Annotated in this window: 17 protein-coding genes and 1 tRNA gene; 10 read left to right on the top strand and 8 right to left on the bottom strand. The window is 69.9% G+C overall.

Translation table 11 applies throughout. The annotated features are described in order from the left end of the window. A partial coding sequence (locus AB0J66_RS42795) for a hypothetical protein (RefSeq protein WP_364673287.1) occupies positions 1–482 on the top strand: 482 nt, incomplete at its 5' end. A gap of 23 nt (positions 483–505) precedes the next feature. On the opposite strand, the gene AB0J66_RS42790 is transcribed toward AB0J66_RS42795, so the two are convergent. The 3 genes from AB0J66_RS42790 to AB0J66_RS42780 all read right to left on the bottom strand — a co-directional run bounded on the left by AB0J66_RS42790 (position 506) and on the right by AB0J66_RS42780 (position 4,176). Then, on the bottom strand, positions 506–745 hold the full coding sequence (locus AB0J66_RS42790; RefSeq protein ID WP_364673295.1) for an AbrB/MazE/SpoVT family DNA-binding domain-containing protein: 240 nt from the start codon (positions 743–745) through the stop codon (positions 506–508). A gap of 285 nt (positions 746–1,030) precedes the next feature. After that, positions 1,031–1,522, bottom strand: a complete 492-nt coding sequence (locus AB0J66_RS42785; protein ID WP_364673286.1) for a ricin-type beta-trefoil lectin domain protein — start codon at positions 1,520–1,522, stop codon at positions 1,031–1,033. Between the two features lie 104 nt (positions 1,523–1,626). Then, on the bottom strand, positions 1,627–4,176 hold the full coding sequence (locus tag AB0J66_RS42780) for a tetratricopeptide repeat protein (protein WP_364673284.1): 2,550 nt from the start codon (positions 4,174–4,176) through the stop codon (positions 1,627–1,629). A gap of 82 nt (positions 4,177–4,258) precedes the next feature. On the opposite strand from AB0J66_RS42780, the gene AB0J66_RS42775 reads away from it, so the two are divergent. Continuing rightward, complete coding sequence (locus AB0J66_RS42775) at positions 4,259–5,656, top strand: M28 family peptidase (RefSeq protein WP_364673293.1); 1,398 nt, start codon at positions 4,259–4,261, stop codon at positions 5,654–5,656. Here the strand turns inward: AB0J66_RS42775 and lpdA are convergent. Then, positions 5,653–7,035, bottom strand: a complete 1,383-nt coding sequence (gene lpdA / locus AB0J66_RS42770; RefSeq protein WP_364673282.1) for a dihydrolipoyl dehydrogenase — start codon at positions 7,033–7,035, stop codon at positions 5,653–5,655. The genes AB0J66_RS42775 and lpdA overlap by 4 nt on opposite strands. 92 nt (positions 7,036–7,127) lie before the next feature. On the opposite strand from lpdA, the gene AB0J66_RS42765 reads away from it, so the two are divergent. Both AB0J66_RS42765 and AB0J66_RS42760 read left to right on the top strand, forming a co-directional pair. Next, on the top strand, positions 7,128–8,081 hold the full coding sequence (locus AB0J66_RS42765; RefSeq protein ID WP_364673280.1) for a beta-ketoacyl-ACP synthase 3: 954 nt from the start codon (positions 7,128–7,130) through the stop codon (positions 8,079–8,081). Positions 8,082–8,152: 71 nt separating this feature from the next. Further along, positions 8,153–9,790 (top strand): alpha/beta hydrolase, encoded by a 1,638-nt coding sequence (locus AB0J66_RS42760; RefSeq protein WP_364673278.1) that lies wholly within the window; start codon positions 8,153–8,155, stop codon positions 9,788–9,790. Positions 9,791–10,450: 660 nt separating this feature from the next. Here AB0J66_RS42760 and AB0J66_RS42755 read toward each other — a convergent pair. Further along, positions 10,451–10,526: transfer RNA gene (locus tag AB0J66_RS42755), tRNA-Lys, on the bottom strand. A gap of 146 nt (positions 10,527–10,672) precedes the next feature. Between AB0J66_RS42755 and AB0J66_RS42750 the strand changes: the two genes are divergently transcribed. The 5 genes from AB0J66_RS42750 to AB0J66_RS42730 all read left to right on the top strand — a co-directional run bounded on the left by AB0J66_RS42750 (position 10,673) and on the right by AB0J66_RS42730 (position 16,192). After that, complete coding sequence (locus AB0J66_RS42750; RefSeq protein WP_364673276.1) at positions 10,673–11,911, top strand: Ig-like domain-containing protein; 1,239 nt, start codon at positions 10,673–10,675, stop codon at positions 11,909–11,911. A gap of 118 nt (positions 11,912–12,029) precedes the next feature. Beyond that, positions 12,030–13,268 carry an Ig-like domain-containing protein gene (locus AB0J66_RS42745; RefSeq protein WP_364673275.1) on the top strand — a complete coding sequence of 413 codons (1,239 nt, stop codon included), beginning with the start codon at positions 12,030–12,032 and terminating at the stop codon, positions 13,266–13,268. An 82-nt stretch (positions 13,269–13,350) separates the two neighbouring features. Then, on the top strand, positions 13,351–13,758 hold the full coding sequence (locus AB0J66_RS42740) for a hypothetical protein (RefSeq protein ID WP_364673274.1): 408 nt from the start codon (positions 13,351–13,353) through the stop codon (positions 13,756–13,758). A 192-nt stretch (positions 13,759–13,950) separates the two neighbouring features. After that, on the top strand, positions 13,951–14,814 hold the full coding sequence (locus AB0J66_RS42735) for an MHYT domain-containing protein (protein WP_364673272.1): 864 nt from the start codon (positions 13,951–13,953) through the stop codon (positions 14,812–14,814). A 352-nt stretch (positions 14,815–15,166) separates the two neighbouring features. Next, positions 15,167–16,192, top strand: coding sequence for a ketoacyl-ACP synthase III (locus AB0J66_RS42730; protein ID WP_364673270.1), 1,026 nt, complete (start codon positions 15,167–15,169; stop codon positions 16,190–16,192). Here the strand turns inward: AB0J66_RS42730 and AB0J66_RS42725 are convergent. The 3 genes from AB0J66_RS42725 to AB0J66_RS42715 all read right to left on the bottom strand — a co-directional run bounded on the left by AB0J66_RS42725 (position 16,155) and on the right by AB0J66_RS42715 (position 18,031). Next, complete coding sequence (locus AB0J66_RS42725; protein WP_364673269.1) at positions 16,155–16,505, bottom strand: PRC-barrel domain-containing protein; 351 nt, start codon at positions 16,503–16,505, stop codon at positions 16,155–16,157. The genes AB0J66_RS42730 and AB0J66_RS42725 overlap by 38 nt on opposite strands. 29 nt (positions 16,506–16,534) lie before the next feature. Continuing rightward, positions 16,535–16,972 carry a response regulator gene (locus AB0J66_RS42720; RefSeq protein ID WP_364673267.1) on the bottom strand — a complete coding sequence of 146 codons (438 nt, stop codon included), beginning with the start codon at positions 16,970–16,972 and terminating at the stop codon, positions 16,535–16,537. Between the two features lie 75 nt (positions 16,973–17,047). Next, positions 17,048–18,031: a hypothetical protein gene (locus AB0J66_RS42715; protein WP_364673266.1), complete on the bottom strand. Its 984-nt coding sequence runs from the start codon at positions 18,029–18,031 to the stop codon at positions 17,048–17,050. A 25-nt stretch (positions 18,032–18,056) separates the two neighbouring features. Between AB0J66_RS42715 and AB0J66_RS42710 the strand changes: the two genes are divergently transcribed. Beyond that, positions 18,057–18,430: hypothetical protein (locus AB0J66_RS42710; protein ID WP_364673264.1), on the top strand; the 374-nt coding region annotated here is incomplete at its 3' end.

Raw genomic sequence — 18,430 nt, 5'->3', positions numbered from 1 at the left:
ATCCGGTCCTCGTTCCCCGCGACGCGGTGTCCGCCGCCGCCCCCCCCCCCCCCCCCCCACCGCAGCCCCGCCCCGAGCAACCCCTGCTGGACGAGACCGACGAGGATTCCGACTTCGGCGACTTCCACGAGCAGCGCTGGGACGCGATCGTCACGGTCGCCTACGCGGTGGCCGCGGCCGCCGCCATCGACGACGAGACCACCCTGCTGGCCCGGGCCACCTCGGCCGCCCGAGCCGAGATCAGAATGCTGAAGGCCCTCTACTCCGAGCGAACCGGCGGCTTCACCGGCGTCCTGGACGACCCCGGCGTCGCCCGCGAGCTGCAGTGGCAGCGCGACGACCTCACCGACCTGTTGGCCGGCGCCCCGGTCGACGCGATCCGCAGCCGCGCCGCCACCGCCGCCACCCTCCTACGCACCGGCATCACCACCGGCGACTGGTCAGGCCGGCCCTCCGGCCTCGACGAGACACCGTTGCTCTAGTCCCTCGTCCCCGGGCGGTCAGTTCACTCGAAGATGACCTCATCGGCCGGCGCAGGCGGCTGGTTCCGGCCGTCTTCGAACAGCGGCACATCGACGAAACGGTCGAGCTCGGCGAACCAGGCGTCGATATCGCTGACGATCGGCTCCAACAGCACGCCGTTGCCCACATGCCGAACCCGGACCTGGTCGCCCGGCAGCCGGAACTCCTTCGGCAGCCGTACAGCCTGGTTCCCGCCATGGGTGAAGAGCCTTGTGATCGCCATCTCCGCCACGTCCCTCCCAGCCGATAGCCAGCGAAAAGTATGCATCGGCGGTGCCGGGCGGGTCGACCTTCTGCGGCCCGAACGTCAAGGGCTGCGTGAGTAGTCCGGATGTCGCTTCACTGGCGTCCTCGACGACCCAGGCGTGGCCCGCAAGCTGCGGTGGCAGCGCGACGACATAACTCGTCTGCTGCCGGCGCGCCACCACCGCGCTGCCCTGCTACGAGCAGGAATCACCACCGGCGACTGGTCCGCCGAGCCCCCCGGCCCCGGCGGGGCCCGTCTGTTCTAGTCGGCCACCCATGACTGATACGACAGCCCGTTGCAGGGGAACGACCGCAGGTGGAATTCCGGGCTGTCGTCGAGGCAGCCATAGCCTTCTCCGCCTTGCAGGTGAAGATGGGGCGGGTTCGACGAGTAGGTCACGTACGGGTACCACCCCTGGTACGGGCGGTTGCCGCATGAGGGGGTGTTGAAGGTCCTCAGGCCGAACTGGAAGCTGTAATCCAGGCACCACTTGGTCCTGTAGTTCCTGAGAATGTTGCCGTTCGCGCTCGAGCTCCACCCCTGAGCCGCGGAGCCGTTGCAAACGGCTGTTCGCACCGTGTGCGCGGTGGTCTCCTCGAGACAGAGACCCGTCGCGTCGTTGCGGTACTGGTCGTAGTAGATGGAGGCGCTGGCCGGCGTGGCCGAGCCGGCCAGGAACGCGGCGATCAGCAAGGTCAGCGCCATGATGGCGCTGGCGATCCCGCGTTTCGGCCTACTTCCCCGTGTGAGCATCGTGAACCCCTTCTTCGGTTCTTACCGACGGCTGTCGATGAGTCGAAGGTGGCAGAGCGGCCGGGGCCGGACAGCAATCCCGGACGAATCCGGACGGGCGGCCGTCAGAGGCGGGCGCGTACCTCGTCGGCCTCCGGCAGGCCCAGCTCGACGTAGAGGGTCAGCGCGTCCTGATGGTGCCGGCGGGCGAGTTCGGGGTCGCCGAGGGCGTCGTGGGTGTGGCCGAGGCCCGCGTGGGCGCGGGCCTGCTGCTCTCGGCCGCCGATCTCGGCGGCCACGGTGTGCGCGGCGGTGTGGTGGGCGAGGGCCTCGGCGGGCCGGCCGGCGGCTCGGGCGGCCTCGCCCAGACCGTTGAGCGCCGACGCTTCCCCGTCCCGGTAGCTGGTTGCGCGACAGATGGTGAGGCCCTGCTGGTGGTATTCGGCGGCCTGGGCGGGCCGGCCGAGGCGCAGGTGCAGGAGGCCGAGACTGTCCAGCACGTTGGCTTCGCCGGTGCGGTTGCCGAGCTGCCGGCACAGGTCCAGGGCGCGCTGGAGGTGTTCACCGGCCGGGTCGTAACGGCCCCGCGCTCCCTCGACGATGCCCAGATTGTTCAACGCGCGGGCCTCGGCGATCTGATCGCCGGTTCGCCGGCACAGCGCCAGGGCCTGGAGGTAGTGGTCGGTGGCCGATTCGTGGTCTCCAGTCCGGGTCTCGACGGTGCCGAGGTTGTTCAGCACGTTGGCCTCACCGATCAGGTGGCCGGTCTGCCGAAACAGGGTCAGGGCCTCGGTGTAGTGGTCGGTGGCCGGCTGGTAGCGGCCCAATCGCGTCTCGACGATTCCGAGGTTGTTGAGCGCACGGGCCTGGCCGGCCTCATCACCGCCCTGCCGGAACAACGGCAGGGCCTGCAGCAGTTCCTCGGCCGCCGCCTCGAGCTCGCCGAGCCGCCAGCGGGCCACGCTGAGTTCGGTCAGGGCATGAGCTTGGCCCAGCGGGTCGCCATTGTGGCGGGCGGCCCGCAGGGCCTGGGTCTTCACGGTCAGCGCGTCCGTGAGGTGGTTGTCGGTGAGGTAGCGGAACAGGGTCCGGGCCAGCCGGGTGGTGTGGGTGGGCCAGCCGTGCGCGGCGGTGTGCAGGGCGACGGCGACCAGGGTGGGCCTCTCGGTGTCCAGCCATTCGCGGGCGGCGTCCGGGTCGGCCAGGTCCGGGACGGGGGTGCCTGCCGGCGGGATCCGCGGCCGCAGCTCGGCCTCGGCCGGGTGCAGGGTGTCCATGGCGGTCGCGGCTGCGGCCAGGTAGTGGTCGAACAATCGGGTGAGTGCTGCACGCCGTACCGGTCCCCGGTCTTGATCTTGGGCTTGGGTGGCGGCGTAGAGGCGGACGAGGTCGTGGAAGGTGTAGCGGCCGGGATGGCTCTGCTGCAGCAGGTGATCGCCGTGCAGGTGAACCAGGTGGTCCCGGGCCGCGTCGAGGTCGTCGCCGGTCAGGGCCGCGGCGGCGTAGGCGTCGAAGTCCGGGCCCGGGTGCAGCGCCAGCAGCCGCAGCATCCGTTGCCGGTCGGCCGGCAGGTGGTGGTAGGACAGGTCCAGCGCGAGCTCGACCCCGGTGTCCAGGCGCCGATCGCGGTGGCGCTCGTCCAGCCAGTCGGCATGATCGGTCAAGGTCCAGCCGGACTTGGCCCGCAGGTGCCCGGCCACCAGGCCCAGCGCCAAGGGCAGATAACCGCAGCGCCGGGCGATCCGGGCGGTCGCGGCCGAGTCGTCGTCGACCGGGGCCTGCGACGCGGCCCGGGTCAGGAACCGCCGCGCCTCACCGGCGGTGAACACGTCGAGCACCAGATGGGTGGCCGAGCCCAGACCGGTGAGATCGCGCCGGCTCGTGACCAGCACGGGGCAGCCCGGTGTCCGCGGGAGCAACGGCCTCACCTGGTCGGCATCGGCCGCGTTGTCCAGGACGACCAGGGTTCGCGTGCCGGCGAGCCGCGCCCGGTAGAGCCGGGCCCGGGCGTCCCGATCGTGCGGGATCTCCGGCCCGGCCACTCCCAGCAGCCGCAGGAAACCGTCCAGGACCGCGGCCGGGTCGGCCGACGGCTGGGCCGGGTCGGGATGGAACCCGCGCAGGTCGACCAGCAGCACCCGATCGAACGGGCGCTCCCGATCGAGCAGATGCCCGGCGTGCACGGCGAGCTGGGTCTTGCCGACCCCGGCCATCCCGCTGATGACCGCCGCCTCGCCGCGCAGCCGTTCGAGCTCGGCGGCCCGGCCGGTGAACCCGGCCGGGTCGGGCGGCAGGCTGTCCTGGACCCGGACCTGCGCGGCCGCGGCGTTCTCGGTGCCCACGATCTGCAGCGCCTGGCGCCACTGGGTCACGTACCCCGCGTCCGGATGCAGGGCCCGCACCACCGCGATCATCAGATCGGTGTTCACCCGGCGCCGGCCGGGCCGGAAACAATCGGCCACGGTGCTCCGGCCCGTCAGTTCGCCGCCCGGCCGCCCGGCCGCCGTCCATCCCGCGTTGACGCGGTCCTTGATGTTCTCGTACGAAGGGTCACCGGCGTACACCTTCAAGAGCCGCAGCTGCTTGACGAGAGCGTCCAAAGTGTGCGCGGATCCGGGATCGGGCAACCCGATCTCGCCACCGGCCGCCATCGCGCTCCCATCAACGTACGTCAATGACCAAAAGTATAGGGATTTCGATATGTTGTGCGTGGTGGCACGCTGCTGATCTCCTGGCCCCATGAGACTCAGAACGGTGATGGCAAGTGTTTTCGCCGCCGTGACGCTGGCGTTCACCGCGCAGCCGGCGACCGCCGCGACCGCGGCCGGCCCGGCGGTGCTGGCCGCCCCGCCGACCGTCAGCGTCGCCAATGTCAACGCCCACCTGCAGCAGTTGCAGACGTTCGCCACCAACAACGGCGGCAACCGGGCCACCGGCACGGCGGGCCACACCGCGACGACGACGTACCTGCAGCAGAAGCTGCAGGCGGCCGGCTTCACCGTCACCGTGCAGACCTGCACCACCTGCAGCGGCTCGGCGAAGAACATCATCGCCGACTGGCCGGGTGGCGACACCGGCAACACCTACATGTTCGGCGCCCACTCGGACAGCGTGTCGGCCGGGCCCGGCATCAACGACGACGGCTCCGGCACCGCCACGCTGTTGGAGGCCGCGCTGCAGCTGGCCGCGAGCAAGCCGGCCATGACCAACCATCTGCGGTTCGGCTGGTGGGCCGGCGAGGAGCAGGGGCTGATCGGCTCCAAGTTCTACGTCAACTCGCTGAGCGCGGCCCAGAAGAGCGCGATCAAGGCGTACGGCACCTTCGACATGGTCGCCTCGACCAACGGCGGCTACTTCGTGACCGGCACCGACGCCATCGCGGTGAAGCTGCGCGCGTACTTCACCTCGATCAACGTCCCCACCGAGACGTCGACCGAGTGCTGCAGCGACGACGGCTCGTTCCGCAACGCCGGCATCCCGTCGTCGATCAACTCCACCGGGGCGAGCTACAAGAAGACGAGCGCCCAGGTGACCAAGTGGGGCGGCACCTCGGGGCAGGCCTACGACCCCTGCTACCACAAGGCCTGCGACTCGTACCCGTCCAACATCAACACCACCTCGCTGGGCCGATGGGCCAATGCCGAGATGTACGCCCTCTGGACACTGGCCACGGACACCGGAGCGGGCGGTTGCACGGGCGCCGGTCAGAAGCTCGGCAACCCCGGCTTCGAAACCGCAACCACACCGTGGACCGCCACCACCGGGGTCGTCGGCGCGAACACCGGCGACGCCGCCCCGCGCACCGGCACCCGCGACGCCAAGCTCGACGGCTACGGCTCGGCCCACACCGACACCCTGTCGCAGTCGGTGACCCTGCCCGGCGGCTGCAGCTCCTACACGCTGTCCTTCTACCTGAAGATCAGCACGGCCGAGACGACGACCACCACCCAGTACGACAAGCTGACGGTGCAGGCCGGTGCCACCACCCTGCAGGTGTTCTCCAACCTCAACGCCGGCGCCTACACCTTGCGCTCGTACAGCCTGGCCGCCTTCGCCGGCCAGACCGTCACCGTCAAGTTCACCGGTGTCGAGGACTCGTCCCTGAAGACCACCTTCACCATCGACGACACCGCCCTGACCGTCAGCGCTTCCTAAAGGTTGATCATGTGGCCCGCGATGCCCTCGATCGCCTCCTTGACCGCTTCGGACAGGGTCGGGTGGGCGAAGACGTTGCGGGCCACCTCGTCGGCCGTCAGGTCCCACATCTGGGCCAGGGTGAGGGCCGGCAGGAGCTCGGTGACCTCCGGGCCGATGAGGTGGGCGCCGACGATCTCGTTGTGCTCGGCGTCGGCGACGATCTTGACGAAGCCGGCGGTCTCGGCCATGCCGCGGGCCTTGCCGTTGGCCGAGAACGGGAACTGGGCCACCTTCACGTCGTAGCCCTTGGCCCGGGCCTGCTCCTCGGAGTAGCCGAACGAGGCGATCTGCGGCTGGCAGAAGGTGGCCCGCGGGATCATGTCGAAGTTGATCTCCTGGGTCTCGGCGCCGGCGATCGTCTCGGCCGCCACCACGCCCATCGCCTCGGCGGTGTGCGCGAGCATCAGCTTCCCGGTCACGTCACCGATGGCGTAGACGCCCTCGACGTTCGTCCGGCCGCGGGCGTCGACCTCGATCGCGCCGCGATCGGTGAGCTTGACGCCGGCCGCCTCCAGCCCGTAGCCCTCGACGCGCGGGGCGAAGCCGAACGCGGCGAGCATCCGGTCGGCCTCGAGCACCTTCGACTCGCCGCCGCCGGCCGGGCTCACCGTGACCCGTACGCCCGTGCCCGTGTCCTCGACCTGCTCCACCTTGGTGCTCAGCAGCACCTTGACGCCCAGCTTGCGGTAGTGCTTGAACAGCTCCTTGGACACGTCGGCATCCTCGGTGGGCACCATCCGGTCGAGGAACTCGACGATCGTCACGTCGACGCCGAAGTTGGCCATCACATAGGCGAACTCGACGCCGATCGCCCCGGAACCGCCGATGATGATCGAGCCGGGCAGCTTCTCGTCGAGGATCTGCTCCTCGTACGTCACGACGTTCTGGCTGGTCGCCATGCCGGGCAGCATCCGCACGGTGGCGCCGGTGGCGACGATCAAGTTGTCGAACGTGTGCTGCTCGCCGTCGACGTCGATCGATTTCGGCCCGGTCAGCGTGCCCCAGCCGTCGATCTCGGTGATCTTGTTCTTCTTCATCAGGAAGTGGACGCCCTTGGCGCTCGCCTCGGCCACCTTGCGGCTGCGCTGGTGGGTCGGCGCGAAGGACATGGTGGCGTCCCCCTCGATCCCGAACGTCTTCTTCTCGTGCGTGATGATGTGGGCGATCTCGGCGTTGCGCAGCAGCGCCTTGGAGGGGATGCAGCCCACGTTGAGGCAGACCCCACCCCAGTACTTGTGCTCGACCACAGCAACCGTCTTACCGAGCTGAGCGGCGCGGATGGCAGCGACATATCCCCCGGGCCCGGCACCGAGGACAAGAACATCAAAATGACTCACCCGACAAGCCTATATACGCCCGCACGCCCTGGTTACCGGTGAGGAATGAAACGATCGGAGGGCACCCAGACGAGCATGCTTTGATGCTGGCCATGGCCCCTGTCTTGCAGTGCCGCGCCGGTCACCCCGGGTCGCGCATCCTGAGCGCCGCCACCTACCGTCCGCGGACGGAGGTGGGCAACGAGCCGATCGCGGCCCTGATCGACTCGAGCGACGAGTGGATCCGCCGGCGCTGCGGCATCGAGTCGCGCCGGCGCGCCGCACCCGACGAGGACCTGGTCACCATGGCCACGGCGGCCGCCTCCAAGGCCCTGGCCGGCGCGGGCGTCGACCCGCGTGACGTCTCGGCCGTGCTGGTGGCGACGATGTCCCACCGCGGCCCCGCGACCACCGTGGCGCCCCTGGTGGCCGACGCGCTGGGCGCCACCGCGGCCGCCGGGATGGACCTGGGGGCGGCGTGCGCCGGCTTCCCGCACGCGCTCGCGACCGCCGACGCGCTCGTCCGCAACGGCTCGGCCGACTACGTGCTCCTGGTCGGCGCCGAGCGCATGACCGACATCATCGACGAGCGCGACCGCGGCACCGCGTTCCTCTTCGGCGACGGTGCGGGCGCGGTGGTCGTCGGCCCGGCCCCGGCGTGCGGCATCGGCCCGGTGGTGTGGGGCGCCGACGGCGCCGGGAGCGAGCTGCTGCGGTACGACGAGGCGGGCATCCTGCGCATGGCCGGCCCCGAGGTCTTCCGCTGGGCCACCTCCGTCGTCCCCGACGCGGCCCGGCGCGCGCTGGACGCGGCGGGCATCTCCGCGGCCGACCTCACGGCCTTCATCCCGCACCAGGCCAACCTGCGCATCACCTCGGTCATCGCCAAGACCCTGGAGCTCGGCCCGCAGGTGCGGGTGGCCACCGACGTCATCACCAACGGCAACACCGGCGCCGCGTCCATCCCCCAGGCCATGGCCGCCCTGCCCGACACGACGGGCCCCGCCCTGCTCGTCGGCTTCGGCGCCGGCCTCTCCTACGCGGCCCAGGTCGTCACCCTGCCCTGAACCGTCGTATAGACGACCGTCATTGCGATACTCGCCTCCGCGCCGATAGCGTGCGGTTGGGGGTGGTCGACATGGACGTACGCTCCATCCGTTTCCGCGTCGCGGCCGTGCTGGCGGCGGCCGGCGCCACCGTGGCGACCCTGGTCGCCGGCGCTTCCCCGGCGGTGGCCGGCGAGACACCGGCCGCGCCACGGTTGAGCTGGCAGGCCTGCGCGGACGGCCCGGCCGGGGCCCAGTGCTCGGTCGCCACCGTGCCGTTGGACTACGACCATCCGCGCGGCTCCACGATCGGCGTCGCGCTCGCCAAGATCCCGGCGACGAACCCGGCCGGGCGGATCGGCACGGTGTTCATCAACCCCGGCGGGCCGGGCGGATCCGGCGTCGGGCTCGCCCTGAGCGGCTTCGGCGAGTTCCTCCGCGACAACCTCGGCGGCCGGTTCGACGTGGTCGGCTTCGACCCGCGGGGCATCGGCGCGTCAGCTCCGCTGCAGTGCTTCGGCAGCGAGGCCGAGCAGGCGGCGTACCTCTCAGAGTTCCAGGTCGTGTTCCCCTACCGCGCCGCGCAGGAACGACCGTTCTTCGCCACCAGCGCCGAGCTCGCCCACCGCTGCCTCGCCCGGGACGCGACCATCGCCCGGCACATGAGCACCGCCGACGTGGTGCGCGACCTGGACCTGCTGCGCCGCGCGGTCGGTGACCGGAAGCTGACCTACCTGGGCTTCTCCTACGGCACGTACATCGGCAACACGTACGCCAACCTGTTCCCCGGCAACGTCCGGGCGCTGGTCATCGACGGCGTTCTCGACCCGCGGCTGTGGTCCAGCGGCTGGCAGATCAAATCCGACCGGGTGGCCACCCAGAAGGAGTTCGGGGAGTTCCTGCGGCTGTGCGACGCGGCCGGCGACTCGTGCGCCTTCGCCGCGCCCGGCGGCTCGGCGGCCCGCTGGGAGCGACTGGCCAGCACCCTGCGAGCGCGGCCGGTGACGTTGCCGGACGGCACGACGTACAGCTACGACCTCCTGATCGCCGACGGCACCTCGGCGATGTACGGCCCGGAGGACTGGCCCGGATACGCCGAACTCTTCGACCTGGTCGCCGACGCGGCCCTGGGCGACCAGGCGGCCGCCGGCCGGATCGCGGCGACCCGGGCCCGGCTCGCCGACCGGCTGCGCCCGGCCCGCGACGAGCCGTACAACAACGGCTTCGAGGCCTACTACGGCAACCAGTGCGCCGACACCCAGTACCCGAGCACGCTCGCCGCCTTCTCCGCCATCGGCCGGTACGCCGAGGCCGGCTCGCGGTTCGGGCCGTACTGGTGGTGGTACAACACGCCGTGCGCCACCTGGCCGACCGCGCCGGACCGGTACGCCGGGCCGTGGACGGCCCGCACGTCCGCGCCGGTCCTGGTGGTGGGCAACTACTTCGACGGCGTGACCGACTACGCCGGCGCTCAGGCCTCGGCCCGGCTGCTGCCCAACAGCCGGCTGCTGAGCTACGCCGGATGGGGCCACACCGCGTACGGCCGCAACACCTGCACCACCGACCACATCGACGCGTACCTGCTCACCGGCGCCCTGCCCCCGCGCGGCACGGTGTGCCCAGCCAACCCGAACCCGTTCCTGCCCACCGCTGCGTCCCGCGCCGCCCGCGAGGCCCCGCGCACCGTGACCCCACCGCCGTGGTCGGCGATCGCCGACCACGCCGGCTGACACGAAGACCGAGGGCGCCGAGATCACCGGCCCGTCCCGCTGGGCGACACGCCGACCGATGCCGTTGTAGCCCTTGACCGCCCACTGGCGATCCTTGTGCTTGCGGCCGGCATCGAGCATCGCCTCGTAGCCGTCGTGGTCGGTGCCGAACCGGCCGCTTCCCGGTTCCGACATCGGTGTGTTGGCGGGAGGGCAGCGCTACTTTGAGCTGGGCATACCCCTGTGGAGTCTCTCCGCGCCTTCATGGCGACGATCGAGCAGCAGCGGATCGCCAACGGGCATCACGACCTGCGCCACGGCGCGGCCAGCCTCGCACTGCGCCGGCGTCAACCTGAAGACGGTGCAGGCCCAGCTGAGGCACTCCAGAGCACCGTGCTCACGGCAGGCAACTACACCAGCGTCCTGACGACCTGCTGGCCTACGCCGCCGAAGCCACCGCCCGGCTCGTACTCGCCGCCCGCAACCCAGGCCGAGCTCATCGCAGCAAAGGTCGGCCCGCGAGATCCGCTGACCCGCTCGAGATCACCACGCCGAGACGGCCGGTGATCAGGCCTGCAAAGCCCCGACCAAGTGGAAAACGACGGCGCCCACATACATCCCACCGGCGTCCCACAAAGATTAAGGCCGTATAGCTCGAAAGCTATACGGCCTGGTGCTGCGTGGTGCGCCGCGTAGGACTTGAACCTACAACCCGCGGATTAAGAGTCCGCTGCTCTGCCAGTTGAGCTAGCGGCGCTCGGTGGCAACGAGGAAAACCTTAGCACCCACCCGGCCCGACCCTGAAATCCACCCCCACCCAAAAGATCTCAGCCGCGAGGAGGACTCGATCTCTTGCATCCATGAGGCAGGATGCAACGGCAAACTTCAGATCGGTCTTCAGGGATGGTCAGCATGCGGCGCACGCTGGTGGCGTTGGTGGCGACGGCGGTGATCACGCCGCTCGTGCTGTCGGGGTGCGGCGACAAGGACAAAGGTGACAAGGCGAGCGGTGACAAGCCGCACGCCTGGGTGGATCCGTCGGCCTCCGCGTCTCAAGCGGCGCCGATCGAGGAGTCGGCCACGGTGCCGATCAGTCTGGCCGTCACGCCGGCCGCCGGTAAGGACGGCGTCCCGGTCAGCACCGAGATCGGGCTGAAGGTCAGCGGGGGCAAGGTGACCACCGTCACCCTCAAGGACGGCGCCGGCCAGGCGGTCTCCGGCTCGCTGCGCGAGGACGGCTCGTCCTGGGTGCCCAGCGCGCCCCTCAAGGCCAAGCAGAAGTACGCGGCGAGCGTCACCGCCACCAGCGAAGGTGGTCAGACCAAGACGACCACGACCACCTTCACCACCATGGGGGCGCCGGGCAAGAAGACCGGCACCGGTCTCTACCTGTTCGACGGCAAGACGTACGGCGTGGCCATGCCCGTGGTCGTCGAGTTCAACCCGGGTATCAAGAAGGCCGACCGGGCCGCCGTCGAGCGCCGCATGTTCGTCACCACGACGCCCGCCCAGGAGGGGGTCTGGTCGTGGACCGACAGCGGCACGCAGGCGTACTACCGAGGTCCCGAGTTCTGGAAGAGCGGCACGACGCTGAAGGTGCGCATCGCGGTCGGCGGCCTGCCGACCGGTGGCGGGCGGTACGGCGACCGGGACCGCAGCGCCACCGCGAAGATCGGCCGTGACTTCGAGATGAAGGTCGACAACGCGAGCAAGAAGATGACGGTGGTGAAGGGCGGGCAGACGATCAAGACGATGCCGGTGAGCCTCGGTAAGAAGAGCACCCCGTCGTCGAGCGGCACCATGGTCGTGATGGACAAGCTGGCCCAGACGGTGTTCGACACCACGGACGAGCTCGGCCCGACCGACGGGTACCGCACCGAGATCGAGTACGCCCAGCGCCTCACCTGGTCCGGGCAGTACATTCACGCCGCGTCCTGGTCGGTCGGCGATCAGGGCCGGCGCAACGTGTCGCACGGCTGCGTGAACGTCTCGCCGTCGAACGCGCGCTGGCTGTTCGACAACACCCTGATCGGTGACCCTGTCACCGTGAAGGGGACCGAGGACAAGCTGGACTACGGCAACGGGTGGACGCCGTGGGATGTGAGCTGGGAAGAGTTCAAGAAGGGCTCGGCCCTGAAATAGCCCCTGATAAGCGATATGTCCAAAACTAAATCCCGAGGCGGCACGATTCCGGGATTGGTCACCGGGGAAAAACAAAGCAGTATTGGGCGCCGGGGATGACGACGCCGTGAGAGGGACCATGAAGACCTGGGGTAGGAAACGCTGGCGGCTCACCGCGATCTCGGTGATCGCCGGAAGCGTGTTGCTCAGCTCGGCCGCCTGCGGCGGCGGGGACGACAAGAAGTCGTCGTCGTGGCAGGGCGGCGCCGAGCCCGGCACCAGCGCGGGCGCGCCCGCGGGCGGCTCCGAGTCGGAAGCGCCGAAGCCGAGCACCGTCGCGGTGACTTCGCCGGCCGCCGACGCCAAGAACGTCGTCGCCATCAGCCCGATCAAGTACACGACGGAGGATGCCGACAGCACCTCCGTCAGCGTGACCGACGCCGCCGGCAAAGAGGTCGAGGGCACCCTCGACAAGGACGCCAAGACGTTCACGCCGGCCAAGGCCCTGACCTACGGCACGAAATACACCGTCACGGTCACCGGCCCCGAGGCCGAGGGCAAGACCAACACCACCACGAGCACCTTCACCACCATGGCGAAGCCCTCGAAGGTGATCCGCGCGACCAGCTTCCTCGGTGACAACCAGGTCGTCGGCGTCGGCATGCCGCTGATCGTCAAGTTCGGCCAGAGCATCCCCGAGAGCTACCGTGACGACGTCGAGCGCCGCATGACGGTCACCGCCACCCCGGCCCAGGAGGGCACCTGGCACTGGACCAGCCCGACCGAGGTGCACTACCGGCCGAAGGTCTACTGGAAGGCCAACTCCAAGGTCTTCTACAAGGTGGCCCTGGCCGGCGTCCCGCTGGGCAACGGCTACTACGGCAAGTCCGACATGACCGTCGACCTCAAGATCGGCCGTTCGCTGATCATGACGGTGTCGAACAAGACCAAGCAGATGACGGTCAAGGAGAACGGCAAGGTCATCAAGACCCTGCCGGTCAGCCTGGGCAAGGCGAGCACCCCGTCCTCGAGCGGCACGATGGTCGTCATCGAGAAGAAGAAGCACACGGTCTTCGACACGATGGACGAGCTCGGCCCCGAGGAGGGCTACCGCACCCCGATCGACTTCGCCCAGCGCATCACCTGGTCCGGGCAGTACATCCACGCCGCCCCCTGGTCCGAGGGCAAGCAGGGCAAGGTCAACGTCTCGCACGGCTGCGTCAACGTCTCCGAGGCCATGGGCGCCTGGCTGTTCAACAAGACCCTCATGGGCGACGTGATCACGGTCAGCGGCACCGAGGAGAAGCTGAAGAACGGCAACGGCTGGACCGACTGGAACCAGAGCTGGGAAGAGTACAAGAAGGGCTCGTACCTCTAGGGCTCGCTGCACACGCGAAAGGCCCGGCGCAAGCCGGGCCTTTTCCCGCTGTACGCCCGTGAGCGCCGCCTAACCTGGAGGAATGCGGCAAATCGCAACGCCCGTCGCGCTGGCCCTGCTGCTGGCGGGCTGCGCCGACGACGGGAAGCAGCCGGTCCCGGCGCCCGTGGCGAGCGCGACGGTGTCCGAGTCCAGCGCCGCCTCGGCGATCGCCGACGACCCGCCAGGCACCCTGGCCTGCGCCGCGCTGGCGGTCGCGGTGACCGACGCGAGCCTGATGGAGCCGGGCGTCGTGGACGGCATCGTCGGCGCGAGTGGCACCGCGGATGCCCCGGTGGCCGACGCGGCGGCGGCGCTCGCCACCGCGTACACCCAAGCAGCCGCCGCCAAAGGCACGGAGAGTGAGCCCGACGCGGTCGCCGCCGTCAGTGCGGCGGCGGCTGACATGTCCTCGGTATGTGCCGACAGTGGGCTGCAGACCGTCGGTTGACCGGCAGAGTGCCATTGATGACTGTATAAGCGGACAAAGAACCCGGCCCTGACCTGCGGAATCAGACGATCGGGCAGTGCCTTCTGGCTGTTTCGCCATCTGTAGCGGGAAGGTGACGCTCTCGGCTTTCGCGATCACCGGAGGGCGTGCAAGATGCTTGCCCGGAGCGGGGTACTCAGGGGAGGTTCCGCGATGGCGCAGATCCATCACTTCGACCACGGGTGGATTACCCCCACGGTCAGTTATGTCCTTTCGGTGCTGGGCTCGATGCTCGGCCTGACGTGTGCTGTCCGGCTACGCTCCGCGACCGCGAAGGGCGAGCGCACCTGGTGGCTCGTGCTGGCCTCGCTGTCGCTGGGCGGTACGGCGATCTGGAGCATGCACTTCGTCGCCATGATGGGCTTCAACGTGGACGGCACCCCGATCCGCTACGACGTCGGCCTCACCATCGCGAGCGCGGTCATCGCCGTCGTGGCGGTCGGCGTAGGCCTCGCGATCGCGGCGCTCGGCAAGGGCGCGCAGAACTTCCGGATCATCGCCGGCGGCGTCATCGCCGGTCTGGGTGTGGCCGCCATGCACTACACCGGGATGGCGGCCATGAACCTCAACGGCGACGTCTCGTACGGGATGACCCGCGTCGGCCTCTCGATCGGCATCGCGGTCGTCGCGGCGGCGGTTGCGCTCTTCCTCGCTGTCACCGTCCGCCGTCCGCTGGTGATCTTCGGCGCCGCGCTCGTCATGGGCGTCGCGGTCAACGGCATGCACTTCACCGGCATGACCGCGATGTCGGTCGAGACGCACCCCTCCACCGGCGCGCTGCCCGGCGCGACGGCGAGCGGCATGCTCGTCCCGATCGGGCTGGCCGTGGTCTTCGGCATCATCGGCTTGGCGTACGCCTTGATGTCTGCCCCGACCGACGAGGACAAGGCCGCCGCGGCGTACCTGGCCCAGCGCCGGGACGAGGCCGCCGCCCGGGTGCCGCGGCAGGCCGGGCCCGACCGGGCCGGCAGCCTGAGCTCCGGCGCGTGGACCTACCGGGACCGCTCGTCCCGCTGATCTCCCCAGAAGGCCGGCGCGGTCGCGCCGGCTTTTTCTGTGCAGTTCGTCTCCGTACGACTACTTGCCGTTTTCGTGGTGAGACGAGCGTCGATCGAATTCGCCATCCGCGAGAACGCCCTCTCTGGGCGGTTTTGATTACGCAGAGTGCCGTCGTTCATCACGCAATGATGGACTTCGGCTTAGTTGATCTTTGTCTGTTACCGGGTCGTTTCCGATGCCTTCACGAGTTGGCCGATCGGGTGAGGGCCCGGGCCCACCCGGCCGCCCGATCTTGTCTGCCCGTCATAACCTAAACCGGATAGCCTCTTTCGGGGACAGCGGGCGGGTTCGATTCGAAGGTGGGGGCAACATGGGCGTGGGCATCCTGGGGACCGGCTCTTATCTGCCGGCCGAGGTGGTCACCAACGACGACCTGGTGCGCCGGGTGCCGGACGCCGACCCCGCGTGGGTCAGCCGCAAGACCATGATCGAGGCCCGCCGTTTCGCGGCCCCCGACGAGGCCGCCTCCGACCTCGCGGCCAAGGCCGCCGAGCAGGCCCTGCAGGCCGCCGGGCTCGAGGCCGTGGACATCGACTACCTGATCGTTTCGACGTCGACCGGTGACTCTCCGCAACCGCCGACGTCGACGCTGGTCCAGGACAGAATCGGCGCGAACCGGGCTGCCTGCTTCGACATCAACGTCGTGTGCGCCGGCTTCGTCTTCGGCATCGCCCTGGCCAACAGCCTCGTCGCGACCCAGCCCGGGGCCAAGGTCCTGGTGATCGCGACCGACATCTACTCGCGCATCCTCGACTTCGGCGACCGCCGCACGGCCGTGCTCTTCGGCGACGGCGCCGGCGCCGCCGTGATGGGCGCGGTCCCCGACGGCTACGGCCTGCTCGACCTCGAGCTGGTCTCCCGCGGCGAGGCCAGCGAGCTCATCCACGTCCCCGCCGGCGGCAGCCGCCTGCCCGCCTCGGCCGAGACGGTGGCCAACGGCGACCACTACTTCAAGATGAACGGCCGCGGCGTCCGCGAGTTCGTCAACAGCGGGGTCCCGCCGGCGCTCGAAGCCCTGCTCAAGCGGGCCGACGTGGCCGTCGACGAGGTCGACCACTTCGTGCCCCACCAGGCCAACGGCGTGATGCTGGCCGAGCTCGTCGAGGCGGCCGGCCTGACCTCGGCCACCACCCACCTGACGCTCGACCGTTACGGCAACGTCGGCAGCGCCTCGGTGCCGGTCACCCTCGACGAGGCCGCGCGCTCAGGCGCGCTGAAGGACGGCGACATCGTCCTGATGGCCGGTTTCGGCGGCGGCATGTCGGTCGGCGCCTGCCTGCTGCGCTGGAAGTCGCCCGTTACTTCGGTTGCACCAGCCAGTTCCACGCTTTCTTGAGCGTGTCCCGCAGCCCTTCGTCCCCGGCCGCGCTGGCGGCCGGGTCCTCGCTGGGCTCGGGCAGCTCGGCGGCGGGCACAGCCACGATCACGCCGTGCTCGAAGAGGCCGTCGACCTGAGCGGCGGGCGCGAACCGGTGCCCCTGCGGCGTCTTCACGACCAGCCCGTGGAAAAGTTCCTGCTGATCGTCGGCGAGCACATGCTCCACCGTGCCGACCTTCGAGCCCGACCGGTCGTAGACGGCCGTCCCGTCCTCGAGCACGAGGTAGGCGACGGGCGCGCCGAGATCCTCGGGTGCCTGGTTATCGGTCATGAGCCCCCGTTACCCGGGGAAACGCGCGATTAAGCCTGGGCGGTCGGCGGCAGACTGGCGACCTCGCGGTAGAACCGGTTGATCAGCTGCACCGTGCTCTCGAAATCATCAAGACCGAAGGGCTTGGTGACGTACGCGTTCGCGCGGTGCTGATAACTCGCGACGATGTCCGGGGCCGCGCCCGACGTCGTCAGGATCACCACCGGGATCGCCTTGAGCACGTCGTCGCTCTTGATGGCGGCGAGCGTCTCCCGCCCATCCATCCGTGGCATGTTCAAATCGAGCAGAATCAGATCGGGCCGGTGCGCCTGCGCATACGGCCCCTCCCGGCGCAGGTAGTCGAGCGCCTCCCGCCCATCCGCCACCCGATCGACGGACGCGCTGGTATCCGCCGTCTCCAACGCCTCAGAAATCATGAGAGCGTCGGCATCATCGTCGTCCACGACGAGGATCTGCAGACTGCGCACGGAAGCCCCTTTGTTTGCCGTGCCGCAAGCATAGGGGTACCGGCCCCGCCCAACCATGGTCGGGCGACTGAAATCCTACTCACTCAATTCCCCCGGCTGCTGGTCCTCCTTCCTCGCCCTGACCCGCCGGGGCTTGGCCGTCCCCACCTGATCGTCCTTTGCGCTCGCGCCTTGCACCTCGGTGCCGTCTTCTGGGGCATGCGCGTTCTGCGCATCCCCCTTCACCTTGGCCGCCGCCGCCCGTGCCCCCGCCTTGACCTTGGCCGCGGCGACATGGGCCCCTTCCTCGACTTTCACCACTGCCGCATGGGTCCCGGCTTTGACCCTGGCCGCCGCTGCTTGCGCCCCCGCCTCAGCCTTTGCTACCGCTGCTTGTGCGCCCGCTTCGACCTTTGCCGCCGCTGCTTGTGCGCCCGCTTCGACCTTTGCCGCCGCGACGTGCGCTCCCGCTTCGACCTTCGCCGCTACGGATTGGGCGCTCGTCTCGGATCTCGCGGTCTCGGCGTCGGGTCCTGAACCGGCGTTGGCCGCCGATGCATTTGTGTCCGTGTCGTTCTTGGTGACGCCTTGGTTTCCGTCCGCGGTGGTCGCTGTGGTGTCGGCTGTGTTTGGCGTCGCCTGTTGCCCGGCATGTGCCGCAGGGGCGGAGTCGGGGGTGGCCGCAGTCTTCCGCGGCGACCGGTGCTTGCCGACCGCCGTGGAGGCGGCCGCAGCCGCGCGCGAGCGGTGCCGTCCGCCCGCCGCTGCGGCAGGGTCGTCTGCGATGTCCGCGGCCGCCTTGTCGGCTGTCTCGGTCTCAGGCTTTCCCGCCGTCGGCTCGCCGCCCGGTGTCCGTCGACGACCGCGGGTCGTCGACTCAACCCGCGGCGGCGTAGCACGGGCCTGCGCCGAAGGCTCGGCCGCGCTCGAGTTGTCCTCAGCCGGCGCCGCGTCGAGCGGCGCCGACCGTGTGCCCGCGTCCCCCGTCGCTTCGAAGTCAGCCGCCGGCGTCGCGCCGAGCGGAACGACCGATGCCCCCCGCTCGGACCGGCCGGCGGGCTTCGAGCCGTCGTCAGCCATCGGCACAGTGGCCTCGGGAGACCCCGTGGTCGCCGGTGTCGCGGTCTTGGCGGCGCTTGCGCCGGCCCGTGCGGCCGTCTTGGGAGCGCTTGCGCCTGCCGGTGCGGCCGTCTTGGGGGAGCGGGTTGCCTTCGGCTTGGTGGTCTCGGGGACGCGGACTGCCGCCGGCTTGGAGGCTGCGGAGACCTCGGTCGTCTTTGACGGGGGCGAGTCGGTCTTCGTGGGCACGGCCATTGCGGGCGTTTCGGTCGACCGCGACGTCGCGGCCTTCGGCATGTCGATCGCACGCGATGTCGCGGGCTGGGCCGAGTTGTTCTCCCGCGGCGCGGCGGCGTCGGAAGAGATCAGTGCGGGCGACGCGGCCGGGCTGGTGAGGGCGCCGGCGCTCGGTGCCGCTGG

Origin of the sequence: Actinoplanes sp. NPDC049598 (assembly GCF_040675435.1) — a bacterium.
GTDB lineage: Bacteria > Actinomycetota > Actinomycetes > Mycobacteriales > Micromonosporaceae > Actinoplanes.
This window is presented reverse-complemented; position numbering and strand designations above follow the sequence as displayed.

Bases quoted from the DNA above. Each gene is read 5' to 3' on its own strand.
- AB0J66_RS42790 (WP_364673295.1), bottom strand. From the start codon at position 745: ATGGCGATCACAAGGCTCTTCACCCATGGCGGGAACCAGGCTGTACGG.
- AB0J66_RS42785 (WP_364673286.1), bottom strand. From the start codon at position 1,522: ATGCTCACACGGGGAAGTAGGCCGAAACGCGGGATCGCCAGCGCCATC.
- AB0J66_RS42775 (WP_364673293.1), top strand. From the start codon at position 4,259: ATGGCAAGTGTTTTCGCCGCCGTGACGCTGGCGTTCACCGCGCAGCCG.
- AB0J66_RS42765 (WP_364673280.1), top strand. From the start codon at position 7,128: ATGGCCCCTGTCTTGCAGTGCCGCGCCGGTCACCCCGGGTCGCGCATC.
- AB0J66_RS42760 (WP_364673278.1), top strand. From the start codon at position 8,153: ATGGACGTACGCTCCATCCGTTTCCGCGTCGCGGCCGTGCTGGCGGCG.
- AB0J66_RS42750 (WP_364673276.1), top strand. From the start codon at position 10,673: ATGGTCAGCATGCGGCGCACGCTGGTGGCGTTGGTGGCGACGGCGGTG.
- AB0J66_RS42745 (WP_364673275.1), top strand. From the start codon at position 12,030: ATGAAGACCTGGGGTAGGAAACGCTGGCGGCTCACCGCGATCTCGGTG.
- AB0J66_RS42740 (WP_364673274.1), top strand. From the start codon at position 13,351: ATGCGGCAAATCGCAACGCCCGTCGCGCTGGCCCTGCTGCTGGCGGGC.
- AB0J66_RS42735 (WP_364673272.1), top strand. From the start codon at position 13,951: ATGGCGCAGATCCATCACTTCGACCACGGGTGGATTACCCCCACGGTC.
- AB0J66_RS42730 (WP_364673270.1), top strand. From the start codon at position 15,167: ATGGGCGTGGGCATCCTGGGGACCGGCTCTTATCTGCCGGCCGAGGTG.
- AB0J66_RS42725 (WP_364673269.1), bottom strand. From the start codon at position 16,505: ATGACCGATAACCAGGCACCCGAGGATCTCGGCGCGCCCGTCGCCTAC.
- AB0J66_RS42715 (WP_364673266.1), bottom strand. From the start codon at position 18,031: ATGGCTGACGACGGCTCGAAGCCCGCCGGCCGGTCCGAGCGGGGGGCA.